The organism is Eikenella halliae (assembly GCF_001648475.1).
GTDB classification, from domain to species: domain Bacteria; phylum Pseudomonadota; class Gammaproteobacteria; order Burkholderiales; family Neisseriaceae; genus Eikenella; species Eikenella halliae.
Window position 1 is genome coordinate 169,791 of the sequence record NZ_LXSQ01000012.1, and the last position, 14,289, is coordinate 184,079.

A 14,289-nucleotide genomic window follows, 5' to 3' on the forward strand; every position below is an offset into this window, starting at 1 on the left:
GTGATGTAACGCCAGGTAACTCGGCGGGTTGGCCGGATTTCAAGTGAACCTATTAAAGAGGACGCTATGATGACTACGTCAACCGAAAAAAGATTCTTCGGCCATCCGCGACAGCTGGGTACGCTGTTCTTCATCGAAATGTGGGAGCGCTTTGCCTACTACGGTATGCAATCCATCCTTGTTGTTTATATGTATACGAAGGTTACCGAAGGTGGTCTGGGCATGGATGAAGGATTGGCCTCTGGTATCGTGGGCGCATATGCTGGCAGTATCTACCTTACCACCATCGTGGGTGGTTGGCTGGCCGACCGCGTGTTGGGTACGAAAAACACCCTGCTGCTTTCCACGGTGGTAATGATGGTGGGCACCATCCTCGTTACCCTGCTGCCGGGTTATTCCAGCCTGGTCGGCCTGCCGTTTATCTCGTTGGGCAGCGGCAGCTTCAAGGCCACGGCCAGCGCCATGGTGGGGTCGCTGTATGAGGCCGAATCCGAGCAGAAACTGCGTGATGCCGGCTTCTCTATTTTCTACACGTCCATTAATACCGGGGTGTTTATCGGCACGCTGCTGGCCGGCTATCTGCAGCCGAAATACGGCTTCCGCATGGTATTTGCTTCGGCTGTGGTGGGCATGGTGCTCTGCCTGCTGACTTTCCTGCAGGGTAAAAGCAAATTGCCGGAAACGCCCGTGCCCAACCCGTTGCCGAAGGAAGCACATGGTAAGGCTATCGGTATAGTGGTGGGGATTTTGGCCGTTATCGGAGGACTGATTGCCACTGGCCTGTTGAATTTGGATAATTTATCCAAAGTACAGCTTGGTGTAGTGGCCGTTATTAGCCTCGGCTATTTCTTTGCAATGTTTAACGACAGGCATTCCACCGAAGCCGACAGGCGCCATCTGATTGCCTATATCCCGCTGTTTGTTGGTATGTGCTTGTTTTGGGCGGCTTATTTGCAGATGTATACTGTCGTAACCGCATATTTCGACAAAACCGTGCCGCGCCATGTCGGTGGGTTTGAAGTGCCGGTTTCCTACCTGCTCGCTTTCCAGAGTACCGCCGTGATTGTGCTTGCCAGTACGATGGCCGCGTTATGGACCAAAATGGGCGACCGCCAGCCGAGTTCCCAAATGAAATTCGCTTTGGCTGCTTTGGTGATAGGCGGGGCTTACGCCATCTTCATCCCCTACCTTTCCACCCAAACGCCGATGCCGCTGGTTGTTTTGATGGTGGCGCTGGTGCTGATTACCGTGGCCGAGCTGCTGCTCTCGCCGATTTCTCTCTCTTTTGCCACCAAAGTTGCCCCGCAGGCGTATAAGACCCAGATGGTGTCGTTCAACTTCCTCACCCTCTCCCTGGGGTTTACTTTGGGCGGTGTGCTGGGTGATACGCTCTACACCGCCGAAACGGCCTCCCGGTTCTACATTATCCTGACCGCGCTCGGTATTGGTGCCGGCGTGGCCCTGCTTTTAATGATGCCCTTCCTTAACCGCTTGCTGCACGATGTGGAATAAGGCTTGGTAGTTTTCAGGTAGCCTTTGCCTCCTCACAATAGAGGCTACTTGAAAACTTGGATCTGACTCTAACACCTTCACTTCTCACGCTATTCTGCCTATACCTTTGCAAGGTGGATGAGCCTACCTCCAAGCAACAACGCGACTACAACCACGGCACCGGCCACGGCGTGGGTTACTTCCTCAACGTGCACCAAGGCCCGCAGATTATTTCCTACTTCAAGCCCGTGAACGGCCAAAACGTGATGAAAGCCGGTATGCTCACCTCAGACGAGCCCGGCCTCTACCGCCCGGGCAAATGGGGCATCCGCATCGAAAACCTGCTGGTTACCCGCAAAGTGAAAAACCCCGAAGAAACCCAGTTTGGCAGCTATTTGTGCATGGAACCGATCACCTTCTGCCCGATCGATACCAAACTCATCGACCGCTGATGACCGAAGACGAAATCCAATGGCTGAACGACTACCACGCCCTCGTGCGCGAAAAACTCGCCCCACGCACTCAAGGCACGGCCAGGGAATGGCTGGAAAGAAATACCCGGCCGATTTAATCGGTTGGCTTATTGGATAAATCAGCTAAGTTGAAATAGCTGGCGCAAGAAAGGTTACCTGAAAGTTTTCAGGTAGCCTTTTTATTGCAACCGGCGGAAATGAAACAATCCGGCACACAGCTTGCCGCAAAAGGCCGGGCAATATGCCATTGCGGGCTTGGAGTCCGCCCGCTGCCATGCCAAAGGCTACCTGAAAATTGGGCCGTGCCGCCCAATCGGTTTGGGCGCGGCAACGCGGCTTCGCCATTTTCCCAGCAGGGTAGGCGGTATCTCCATGTCGTTGGATGAGGCTACCTGAAAACCCAACGCACATTTTCAGGTAGCCTTTGGCGCTATGAAAGAACGAAAAACCGCCAAGCCGAACCCTTTATCCGGCTTGCCCGAAAATCCCCGAAAGGCACGGTATTCGGCGCTTGTAAAGCATTTTAGTTTGGCGGACGGGAAAATAAATGTTGGGAAATGCAAATTTGTGCTTGCGTGTAGGCGCAGCGCATACTATATTTGTCGCACCAAGTCCCCCTTTGTGCAAGGAAAAGCGGATGCGGTTTTCATTTGGATACCGCCCGTATTTTTCTGCCAAAGGAGGAATTATTTTTTGTTGCAACAGCGCCGCTTGGCCGGAAGCAGGCTTGCCATGGTTGGACGGGGCGCAACGCAGCATTTTTCAGGTAGCCTGTACGCAGGCATGAAAGAAAAACCCTCTGATAAGGAATACCTTATGACCACTCCAACCGATGATCGTTTTGCCTCACCCGCCACAGCAGGTAGTACGCCGAAAGGTGATTTTTTCGGCCATCCACGCCAACTGGGCACGATGTTCCATATCGAACTGTGGGAACGTTTCTCTTTTTACGGCATGCAGGCCATCTTGCTGATTTATCTATACTATGCTACCAAAGACGGTGGTTTGGGTATTGATAAAAATCTGGCCGGAGGCGTGGTAGGCGCATATAGCGGCAGTATCTATTTGGCTACCATTTTGAGCGGCTGGCTGGCTGACCGCGTATTGGGTGCGGAGAAAACACTATTTTGGTCGGGCGTAGTGGTTATGCTTGGACATATCGCCCTGGCCGTATTGCCGGGTTTTGTTGGGTTGATAGCAGGCCTGGTTCTTATCGCCTTCGGGAGCGGCGGGGTAAAATCTTCTGCCGGTGCCATGGTGGGATCGCTGTATGAAGACCCTGCGAAGCGGCATCTGCGTGATGCAGGCTTCTCGATTTTCTACACCGCCATCAATATCGGCGGCTTTATCGGCCCATTGCTCACCGGCTGGCTGCAGCTGAAATACGGTTTCCACTACGGCTTTGGCGCGGCGGCGGTGGGTATGGCTTTCGGTTTGTGGCAATACTGGCGCGGTCGCAGCCAATTACCGCCCTCCCTGCCTGCCAACCCCTTGCCGCCAGAACAACGCAAACTGGCAGTATCTGTTGCGTTAATTGCTTTAATGGTGCTGGGTGGTAGTATCGCGGGCAAGTTGCTGCATTTGGGAAATTTCTCACGTGTGCTTTTAGCCGTGGTCATTATTGCAAGCCTGACTTATTTCGTGCGTATGTTCACCAGTTCACGTGTTTCTTCTGTGGAAAAACGCCATATTCTGGCCTATGTGCCGATGTTTGCAGTAATGTGCCTGTTCTGGGCGGTGTGGTTTCAGATTTACACCGTAGTAACCATTTACTTTGACGAAACGTCCAACCGGGTGCTGTGGGGCTTTGAAATTCCCGTGGCTTGGCTGGCTGCTTTGCAGAGCATGTGGGTTATCATATTTGCCGGCCTGATGGCTGCGATGTGGACAAAAATGGGTACCCGTCAGCCAAAAACGCCTATGAAATTTGCTTTGGCAATGTTGATTATGGGGGCATCCTACCTGTGCTTCATCCCCTTCATTTCCTCTGGTCAAGTAATGCCGCTGGCAGTGATGGCGCTGCTGGTTCTGACGATTACCATCGCCGAACTGCTGCTCTCGCCGATTTCTTTGTCGTTTGCTACTAAAATTGCGCCGGAAGTATTCAAAACGCAGATGGTATCGTTCAACTTCCTCACTATTTCGCTGGGTTTCACACTGGGTGGGGTGTTGTTTGACGAGTTGTATAATGCTGCTAAAGTGGTTGAATTCTATCGATTGTTAGGTATCCTCGGTATTGGTTCGGGTGTAGTATTGCTGGTGATGCTGCCGGTATTGAACCGCCTGCTGAGTGACATCGACTAAACAGCATAATTTTCAGGTAGCCCCAAACTACTGCCCAAGCCAACCGCCGCCGGCCAATGCCGATGTGGCGGTTTTTTGTACTTTTTTGATGGGCAGTTTGCTTGTGACAGTTTTGTTCCTGAAAAGCATATTTGCCGCTTTGCAAGCGAGCTGTTTTCAGGTAGCCTTACAGCTGTCGGTGGTGCTTAATATGAAAACAATGGCCGACAGCCACACACACTTTAATCAGGCAGGTTAAAACAGCAACACCTTGCATCAGCCAGCATCTTTCCAGCAACCGTCAAAGGAGCAAACCATGAGTAATATTCACGCGCAACGTCTCGCCGCCCTGCGGCAAGCCATGAAAGAACAGAAAATCGATGTTTGGATCGCGCCCTCTGCCGACCCGCATATTTCCGAGTACCTGCCCGAACATTGGCGCGGCCGCACTTGGCTCTCGGGCTTCGACGGCTCGGTTGGCACGTTGGCCGTGAGTGCCGATTTTGCCGAATTGTGGGTGGACAGCCGTTATTGGGAACAGTCCAAACGCCAGCTCGAAGGCAGCGGCTTCGTATTGCAAAAGCTTGGCCAGGGTTATCCCACCATGGTTGAATCTTTGGCCAAAAGGCTGCCTGAAAACGCCGTAGTCGGTATTCCGGCAGATGGTTTGTCGCTCTCGCTCAAGCAAGAAATGCAAGCCGATTTTGCCAAGAAAAACATTCAACTGCGGTTCGATATCGACCTACTAAACAGCTTCTGGCACGACCGCCCAGGCTTGCCGGACAACTCGATTTTCGTGCACGAAGCCCGTTTCGAGCCCGAGAGCGCGTCGGAAAAACTCGCCCGTGTGCGTGCCGCGATGAAAGAACTCGGTGCAGACCACCATTTGGTTTCTTCGCTCGATGATATTGCCTGGATGACCAATCTGCGCGGCAACGACGTTCCGTTCAACCCGCTGTTTATCTCCTATTTGCTGATTGGTGCCGAACGGGCCACTTTGTTTGTAAACCCTGCCAAGCTCACCGATGCCTGCCGCAAAGCGCTGAACGAGGCCAAAATCGATGTGGCCGAATACCGCAGCGTGGTGGATGCCGTGGGCAAACTCAGCGGCAGCCTCTTGGTCGATCCCGATCGCACCGCCGTTTACACTTTGGGCAAACTGCCTGCCGGGGTGCGCATTATTGAAGACATCAATCCCAGCACCCTGTTTAAAGCCTGCAAGCCTGAAGCTGAAATCGAACACACCAAAAACGCCATGGTGCGCGACGGTGTGGCTTTGTGTGGCTTCTTTGCCGAACTGGAGCAGAAACTGGCTGCCGGCGAAACCGTTACCGAGCTGGATATCGATACCATGCTAATCGACCACCGCAGCCGCCAGGCCGATTACGTTTCACTCAGCTTCGATACTATTGCCGGCTTCAACGAAAATGCTGCCTTGCCGCACTACGCCGCTACGCCTGAACACTACAGCACTATCAAAGGGCAGGGCATTTTGCTGATCGACTCCGGCGCACATTATTTGGACGGCACGACCGACATCACCCGCGTTACCCCCATCGGCCAGCCTACTGCCGAGCAGAAACGCGACTACACCCGCGTGCTTAAGGCGCATATTGCCTTAGCCGAGGCCGTATTCCCGGAAAACCTTTCCGGCCAGATTTTGGATACCATCTGCCGTGTGCCGCTGTGGAAAGAGCAGTGCGATTACGGCCACGGTACCGGTCACGGCGTGGGCTATTTCCTTAATGTGCACCAAGGCCCGCAGAAAATTGCCTACAACACTTCCGGCCTCAAGAGCAATAATATGAAGGAAAACATGATTACCTCCAACGAGCCCGGTTTGTACCGTCCGGGCAAATGGGGTATCCGCATTGAGAACCTGGTGGTGACCCGCCGCGTGGAACAGCCGAAGGAAACCGAATTCGGCCAATACCTCTGCTTCGAACAGCTCACCCTGTGCCCGATTGATACGCAGTTGATCGAACGCAGTATGCTGAGTGATGAAGAAGCCGCTTGGCTCAATGGCTATCATGCTTTTGTGCGCGACAAGCTCGCCCCGCATACTAAAGGCGCGGCCAAAGAATGGCTGGAAAGGAATACCCGGCCCATTTGATATACGGCTTCGACAACGCGTTCACAAAAGGCTACCTGAAATTTCAGGTAGCCTTTTTGCGTTTTATAGTGAATTAAAATAAGAATGCTACAGCGTTGGCTCGCCTTGCCGTAACGTGTGTACTGTCTGCGGCTCGCCGCCTTGTCTTGATTTTTGTTAATCCACTATAGCCGGATTTTCCCCCGCTAAGCGGGAATATTTTCTATTTTATGTAAAGAACTTTTTACATAACTTATTTTTACAAATAATAGAGTTACGGCCAGTAGGGGTGTCTTTTACGGTTTTGCCAGTGAAAAACATTTGGCAGTCGTTTGGCAGTTATGCTACTATTTCGTCGCGCAGTAAGAAAAAAATTTTAAGAATTGCGCTATGTTAGCAATAGAAGAAATAGAGAAGTGAGTTTGCATCCGTTTAAACGCATTGGAATTCAGCAATTTGTTACTTGGTTAATAAAAAGTAAAATGCTAAATTTTGTTTAGGCGGATTGCAGAGTCAGCGGGCAAATTCACAAAACTACACAAAAAACGCAAAACATACACTCATCACTCCAAATAAAGAGTTTTTCCCATTGCTGCCGCTGTGGTTTGGCGGTAGTGTTTTCCACATATAGGAGTTTGATATGACGTTTTTGAAAGTAGCAGCCAGCCCGTCTGTTCAACAGGGCTTCACCACCGAGTTAGACGTGGTGGACGTACAAGGTGCCGACCTCGCAGGTATTGGTGCTGTTGTTGCTTCTACTGCCGATGCAGCCAAGGCTGTGGAGCAGGTTGAAGCCACCGGCTTCGGTATTCCGGTATTCGTTGCCCTGCAACCCGGCGAAAGCGTGCCTGAAAGCCTGCTGACCCGCATTAACGGTGTTATCCAGCTGGGCCGCGGCAATGAAGAGTACTACGGCAAACAGGTAGCCACCGCCGTAAACCAATACGGTTCCAAACTCGCTCCTCCCTTCTTTGGCGCACTGAAACAGTATGTGAACATCGGTAACGCCCAGTTCGATTGCCCCGGACACCAAGGCGGCCAGTTCTACCGCAAACACCCTGCCGGCCGCGAATTCTTCGAATTCTTCGGTGAAAACGTATTCCGTGCCGACTTGTGCAACGCCGACGTTCGCTTGGGCGACCTGCTGATTCACGAAGGTCCTGCCTGCGCGGCTCAACAACACGCTGCCAAAGTGTTCAATGCCGACAAAACCTACTTCGTTCTGAACGGCACTTCTTCTTCCAACAAAGTGGTAACCAACGCCTTGCTGGCTAAAGGCGACTTGGTATTGTTCGACCGCAACAACCACAAATCCAACACCATCGGCGCGCTGATCACTGGCGGCGCCATCCCGGTTTATCTGCAAACTACCCGTAACCCCTACGGCTTCATCGGCGGTATCGACAACGCTTGCTTCGAAGAAGCCTACATCCGCGAACAGCTGGCTAAAGTTGCTCCGGAACGCGCTAAAGAAGAACGTCCGTTCCGCTTGGCCATCATTCAGCTGGGTACTTACGACGGTACCGTGTACAACGCCCGCCAAGTAGTAGACCGCATCGGCCATTTGTGCGACTACATCCTGTTCGACTCTGCTTGGGTAGGCTACGAGCAATTCATCCCGATGATGCGCGACTGCTCACCGATGCTGCTGGAACTGAACGAAAACGACCCCGGCATCTTCGTTACCCAATCCGTACACAAACAACTGGCCGGCTTCTCTCAAGCTTCTCAGATTCACAAAAAAGACAGCCATATTAAAGGCCAGAAACGCTATTGCAGCCACAAACGCTTCAACAATGCGTTCATGATTCACGCTTCTACCAGCCCGTTCTACCCGATGTTCGCTTCTCTGGACGTGAACGCTCGAGTTTTGGATGGCGAAGTAGGCCGCAACCTGTGGCGCGACTGCGTAACCGTCGGTATTGAAGCCCGTAAGATGCTGCGTGCAAGCTGCAAGCTGATCAAACCGTTTATTCCGGAAACCATCGACGGCAAACCGTGGGAATCTTACCCGACCGAGAAGATTGCCAACGACCTGCGCTTCTTCGAATTTGAACCGGGCGCCAAATGGCACTCCTTCCCCGGCTACGGCAAAGGCCAATACTTTGTTGACCCGTGCAAATTCCTGTTGACCACTCCCGGTATCAACGTGGAAACCGGCGAATACGAAGACTTCGGTGTACCGGCCACCATTTTGGCCAACTTCCTGCGCGACAACGGTATCGTCCCGGAAAAATGCGACTTGAACTCCATTCTGTTCCTGATGACCCCGGCCGAAGACCTGGCCAAGATGGAACACTTGGTTGCCCTGATCGCCCGCTTCGAAAAACACATCGAAGCCGACAGCCCGATGAGCGAAGTGGTGCCTACCGTATACGGCCGCAACGCCGAATACTACAAAGGCTACACCATCCGCCGCTTGTGCCAAGAAATGCACGACTTCTACAAACGCAACAACATGAAACAGTTGCAGAGCGAGATGTTCCGTGCCGACGGCTGGCCAAAACAAGCCATGCTGCCCTACGAAGCACAGCAAGCCTTCATCCGCAACGAAGTGAAACTGGTTCGCTTGAGCGAAATCGCTGGTCAAATCGCTGCTGAAGGTGCTCTGCCCTATCCTCCGGGCGTACTGTGCACCATCCCGGGTGAAGTTTGGGGCGGTGCGGTGCAGAAATACTTCTTGGCTCTCGAAGAAGGCATCAACTGCTTGCCTGGTTTCGAACCCGAGCTGCAAGGTGTATATCTGCAGACCGTGGAAGACGGCAGCCGCCGTGCCTTCGGTCATGTAGTGGTTAAAGGCTAATAAGCCGTATCAGGCTACCTGAAACGGTTTCAGGTAGCCTTCAGATAAATTTGATTGCGCGGCAGCGCAGGCTTCGCCGGAATATCGGCCAAACCCGCCTGCCGCATTAAGAAGGATTAAGTATTATGTCAACCTCTCAAAACAAGATGGGCGTGGTACAGCTGACCATTCTCACCATGGTGAATATGATGGGCTCAGGCATCATCATGTTGCCGACCAAATTGGCTCAGGTTGGTACGATTTCTATTTTGTCGTGGCTGGTTACCGCAGGCGGTTCGCTGGCCTTGGCATATGCGTTCGCCAAGTGCGGCCGCTTCAGTAAAAATGCCGGCGGTATGGGTGGTTATGCCGAGTATGCCTTTGGCAAATCCGGCAACTTCATTGCCAACTATACCTATGCCGTTTCCCTGGTAATCGCCAACATCGCCATCGCCATTACCGCAGTAGGCTATCTTGCCCAGTTGATGGAATGGAAACTTGAGCCTACCCAAGTAACCTTGTGGACCATCATCTTCGTATGGGTGACCACTGTGGCTAACTTCGGCGGTGCATCCATTACTGGTAAAATCGGTGGTTTCACCGTGTGGGGTGTGGTTCTCCCCGTGCTCGGCATTTCCATTATCGGCTGGTACTGGTTCAGCCCTTCCATGTATGCCGATGCCTGGAACCCGCATAATTATGGCGTTTTCGAAGCTCTACCGAAATCCATCTCAATCACCTTGTGGTCATTCCTTGGTTTGGAATCTGCCTGCGCGAACTCCGATGCTGTGGAAAACCCCGAGAAAAACGTGCCGATCGCCGTATTCGGCGGTACCCTGCTGACTGCCATCGTGTATATCGTTTCCACCAACGTGGTGGCCGGTATCGTGCCGAATGCTGATTTGGCTGCTTCCGATGGTCCGTTCGGTTTGGTATTTGCCCAAATCTTCACCCCAACTGTGGGTAAAATCGTGATGGGCTTGATGGTATTGGCCTGTACCGGTTCTCTGTTGGGCTGGCAGTTCACCGTGGCACAAGTGTTCAAATCCAGTGCCGACCAAGGCTACTTCCCCAAAGTGTTCAGCAAAGTTACCAAAACCAACACTCCGCTGGTGGGCATGATTATCCTGTGTATCGTGCAAACCCTGCTCTCCCTGATGACCATGAGCCCCAGCTTGAGCGAACAGTTCGACGTATTGGTGAACTTGGCTGTGGTAACCAACCTCGTGCCCTACGTGCTGTCTATGTCTGCCCTGTATGTGATGCAGAAAGTCAGCAACGTGCCGGCCGGCGAGTTGAAAGTAACCACCATCGTTGCCTTGATTGGTAATATCTACAGCTTCTACGCCCTGTATGGTTCAGGCGCAGACGCCATGCTCGGCGGCGGTTTGGTAACCTTCTTCGGTTGGGTAATTTACGGCCAGGTTGCAGGCAAAAAATTCGACCTGAAAGAGCCGTACTAATCGGTTGCAGCAAACCGGTCTGAACACAGTTTAGACAAACCTGCTAAAAGCAGCCCCCGAATTCTAATAGAGGAGAATTCGGGGGCTGCGCTTTTTCAGGTAACCTCACGGATTGAAGGCTACCTGAAAAATACGCCCCGGCTTTCGGGCGTTCTTCCCGAATCTGTTACAATACGCCCCTTAAATTTAACGCATTAAACACCAAGACAATAATTATGGAAGCCGAACGCATCAACCTACTCAACAACACCCTCGCCGATTTGGAAAAACGCAGCGGCGAAATTCGCGTGTATCTCGATTACGACGGCAAAAAAGACCGGCTGGAAGAAGTGGTCGGCCTCTCCGAAGACCCCGAGCTTTGGAACGATCCCAAACGCGCCCAAGAAATCGGCAAAGAGCGCAAAGTGCTCGAAGGCATCGTGCTCACGCTCGACAACATCGCCGGCGGTATCGACGACAACCGCCTGCTTATCGATATGGCGCTGGAAGAGGGTGATGAAGACAGCTTTGCCGCGATTGAGGAAGACGTAGCCGAGCTGGAAAAACAAATGGCCGAGCTCGAATTCAAGCGCATGTTCAATCAGCCTGCCGACGTGAACAACTGCTTTATCGACATCACGGCCGGCGCCGGCGGCACCGAAGCCGAAGACTGGGCTGGCATGCTGCTGCGCATGTATGTGCGCTATGGCGAGCGCAAAGGCTTCAAAGTGGAAATCATGGAGCAGGACGACGGCGAAATTGCCGGTATCAATCGCGCCACCATCCGCTTGGAAGGCGAGTACGCCTACGGCCTGTTGCGCACCGAAACCGGCGTGCACCGCCTCGTGCGCCACTCCCCATTCGATTCCAACAACAAACGCCATACCTCCTTCGCCTCCGTGTTCGTCTATCCCGAAGTGGACGACAGCTTCGAAGTGGAAATCAACCCGGCAGACGTACGCACCGATACCTTCCGTGCATCCGGCGCCGGTGGCCAGCACATCAACAAAACCGATTCCGCCGTGCGCATGACGCATATCCCCACCGGCATCGTGGTGCAGTCGCAAAACAGCCGCTCGCAGCACGACAACCGCCGTGTGTGCGAAGAAATGCTGCGCGCCAAACTGTTCGAGCTGGAAATGCGCAAACGCAACGAAGAAAAACAGGCGCTGGAAGAAGGCAAATCAGACGTGGGCTGGGGCAGCCAGATCCGCTCCTACGTGCTCGATTCTTCCCGCATCAAAGACTTGCGCACCAGCCACGAAACCGGCAACACCAAAGCCGTGCTCGACGGCGATTTAGATGACTTCATCGAAGCCAGCCTGAAACAGGGCGTGTGATTACCGCCTCAGCAAATTGAACGCAAAAGGCTACCTGAAGAAGATTTAGATAGGTTTCAGGTAGCCTTTTACTTACTCAGTGAGAATAGTGCGATTGGCATGAGAACTGCCGAAGCCGATGGGAGAGTGGGTTTTGCAAAAGCTCAGGCTACCTGAAAAACGTAATGAGAATTTTCAGGTAGCCTCAACTGTTTAATCCGAAAGATAAAATGATGACCAAACGACAATGCGAATATACGTTTCGCCCAAACGACAGCTGTACCCAACTGGTGCAGCTGCTGGCGGCATTGGTGTGCCTGAGCCAATTATTGAGCTGGCTGCTGCTAATGGGAGCGGTTTTACCGAAAGCATTGGGTTGGCTGGAATTATCGGACGAGGTGCTTGATAGCCTGACAAGGGTGGCGGAGTTTGGCGCTTGGGTGCTGATTGGTTTGGTGTTGTGCTCGGGTTTGGTGTTTTTATGCTGGCTGTACCGAGCGGCCTGTAATGCGCTGGCTTTAGGGGCGCAGGGAATGCAGGTGAGCCCGGCTTGGGCGGTGGGCGGTTTTTTCGTGCCGATTATCCATCTGTTTCTGCCTTATCAGGCAGTGAAGGAAATTTGGGTAAACGGGCCGGTGGATAGTGAGCCGGACAGCATATGGCTGAAGATTTGGTGGTTCTGTCTGCTCGGCAGCATGGCGTTGAGCCGGTTTGCCGATATATCGGTAGGCTGGGAAACGCAGGGCGGCGAATGGGGTATCAGGCTGTTGCTGTTTACGCTGTCGGCTTGGCTAACGGCGGCAAGTGCTTATGCTTTGCTGCGGCTGGTGGGCGAAATCAATCGGCGGCAGAATAGATTGGCTGGGGAATAGAGATTTCAGGTAGCCTGAGTGCATGATAGAGGTTACCTGAAGTTTGTCTGAAGAGAGTAATTCTGCCAATAAAAGGCTACCTGAAAGCGGTGTACCAACTTTCAGGTAGCCTTTAAGATGGCAGGGCAGTTAGCTTTGCTGCTTCAGCTGTTTGGCTGCTTCGATGGCGTAGTAGGTGAGAATGCCGTCTGCACCGGCGCGTTTGAAGGCGAGCAGGCTTTCAAGGATAACTTTGTTACCGTCCAGCCAGCCGTTTTGGATTGCGGCTTGGAGCATGGCGTATTCGCCGGATACTTGGTAGGCATAGGTGGGTACACTGAATTGGTCTTTCACACGGCGGATAACGTCGAGATAGGGCAGGCCGGGCTTCACCATCACCATATCTGCGCCTTCCTGTAGGTCGAGCGCGATTTCGTGTAAGGCTTCGTTGCTGTTGGCGGGGTCCATTTGATAAGTGCGTTTGTCGGCCTTGCCTAAGTTGGCACTGCTGCTCACTGCATCGCGGAACGGGCCATAGAAGGCGGAAGCGTATTTGGCAGAATAGGCCATCAGCCGGGTGTGGATGTGGCCGGCATCTTCCAAGGCTTCACGGATGGCGCCGATGCGGCCGTCCATCATGTCGGATGGAGCAATCACTTGTGCTCCGGCTTCGGCATGGCATAGCGCTTGTTTGATTAGAACTTCCACGGTTTCATCATTTAATACGTAGCCATTTTCGTCAATCAGGCCGTCTTGCCCGTGGCTGGTGTAGGGGTCGAGCGCCACATCGGTCATCACGCCCAGTTCTGGAAAGCGCTCGCGCAAGGCGCGCACGGTGCGTGGTACGATGCCTTCCGGGTTGTAGGCTTCACTGGCGGTTAAATCTTTGTGCGGCACGGAAGCAGGAAATAAGGCCAGCATTGGAATACCCAGTTGGCACGCCAGCTCAGCTTGACGCAGCAGATTATCCAAGGTTTGCCGCTCAATGCCGGGCATGGAAGGGATAGGTTCGTTGCTAGAACCTTGCTCCAACACGAATACGGGGTAGATTAAATCATCAACGCTGAGGGCATTCTCACGCATGAGGCGGCGGGAAAAGTCGTCTCTACGCATCCTACGCGGGCGGATGAAGGGAACTTGGCGGAATGGGAAATTCATATTGAGAACCTATGGGATGTTGTAACGACGTGTATTTTACGCTGCTGAGCGGAGAAATGGGTGAGTTAAGAGCAGCGATAGAGGTGCTGCGCAATTTTCTGCTAATGAAATTTTGTTTTGTGTTAAAGGCTTAATCTTATTTATTGGATATTTTGTTTTTAGGTATTTGACAAAGTATTCTGGGAGGCGTATAGTTCGCATCTTCGCTGTTCCTTACAGCACAATTTACTTTTCGCTTGCTATTTGCAGTTGTGGTTGTGTTTATGTGTTAGTTCGGTTCAGCAGCTCTTTAACAATCAGATTACCGATAAGTGTGGGTGTTTTACACCTGCACTGTTGAGAAGAAGACAAGACGATGTTTGACATTGTTCTGTCGGTTTCTTTGAAGCAGACCAGAA

The 14,289-nt window shown here is 52.6% G+C and carries 9 protein-coding genes and 1 pseudogene; 9 read left to right on the top strand and 1 reads right to left on the bottom strand.

The genetic code is table 11. The features are described 5' to 3' along the window. The first annotated feature begins 69 nt into the window (after window positions 1–69). The 9 genes and pseudogenes from A7Q00_RS04960 (at window position 70) to A7Q00_RS04995 (ending at window position 12,754) form a co-directional block, all read left to right on the top strand. On the top strand, window positions 70–1,512 hold the full coding sequence (locus tag A7Q00_RS04960) for a peptide MFS transporter (RefSeq protein WP_064089507.1): 1,443 nt from the start codon (window positions 70–72) through the stop codon (window positions 1,510–1,512). A 137-nt stretch (window positions 1,513–1,649) separates the two neighbouring features. Further along, a pseudogene (locus tag A7Q00_RS12795) lies at window positions 1,650–2,062 on the top strand (M24 family metallopeptidase C-terminal domain-containing protein); the annotation flags it as partial. A 718-nt stretch (window positions 2,063–2,780) separates the two neighbouring features. Then, window positions 2,781–4,268 carry a peptide MFS transporter gene (locus tag A7Q00_RS04970; protein WP_064089509.1) on the top strand — a complete coding sequence of 496 codons (1,488 nt, stop codon included), beginning with the start codon at window positions 2,781–2,783 and terminating at the stop codon, window positions 4,266–4,268. Beyond that, complete coding sequence (locus A7Q00_RS13860; protein WP_179946195.1) at window positions 4,255–4,506, top strand: hypothetical protein; 252 nt, start codon at window positions 4,255–4,257, stop codon at window positions 4,504–4,506. Before A7Q00_RS04970 ends, A7Q00_RS13860 begins: the two co-directional genes overlap by 14 nt. A gap of 57 nt (window positions 4,507–4,563) precedes the next feature. Continuing rightward, a complete protein-coding gene (locus tag A7Q00_RS04975; protein ID WP_064089510.1) occupies window positions 4,564–6,360 on the top strand; it encodes an aminopeptidase P family protein in 1,797 nt (598 codons plus the stop codon). Window positions 6,361–6,979: 619 nt separating this feature from the next. Then, window positions 6,980–9,142: an ornithine decarboxylase gene (locus A7Q00_RS04980; protein ID WP_064089511.1), complete on the top strand. Its 2,163-nt coding sequence runs from the start codon at window positions 6,980–6,982 to the stop codon at window positions 9,140–9,142. A 125-nt stretch (window positions 9,143–9,267) separates the two neighbouring features. After that, a complete protein-coding gene (potE, locus tag A7Q00_RS04985; RefSeq protein ID WP_064089512.1) occupies window positions 9,268–10,584 on the top strand; it encodes a putrescine-ornithine antiporter in 1,317 nt (438 codons plus the stop codon). 215 nt (window positions 10,585–10,799) lie between these two features. Then, complete coding sequence (gene prfB, locus A7Q00_RS04990) at window positions 10,800–11,903, top strand: peptide chain release factor 2 (protein WP_003824699.1); 1,104 nt, start codon at window positions 10,800–10,802, stop codon at window positions 11,901–11,903. A gap of 209 nt (window positions 11,904–12,112) precedes the next feature. Beyond that, entirely contained in the window at window positions 12,113–12,754 is a 642-nt protein-coding gene (locus tag A7Q00_RS04995; RefSeq protein ID WP_064089513.1) for a DUF4328 domain-containing protein, read from the top strand. Between the two features lie 129 nt (window positions 12,755–12,883). On the opposite strand, the gene hemB is transcribed toward A7Q00_RS04995, so the two are convergent. Then, on the bottom strand, window positions 12,884–13,891 hold the full coding sequence (gene hemB / locus A7Q00_RS05000; RefSeq protein WP_064089514.1) for a porphobilinogen synthase: 1,008 nt from the start codon (window positions 13,889–13,891) through the stop codon (window positions 12,884–12,886). Between the last annotated feature and the right edge of the window lie 398 nt (window positions 13,892–14,289).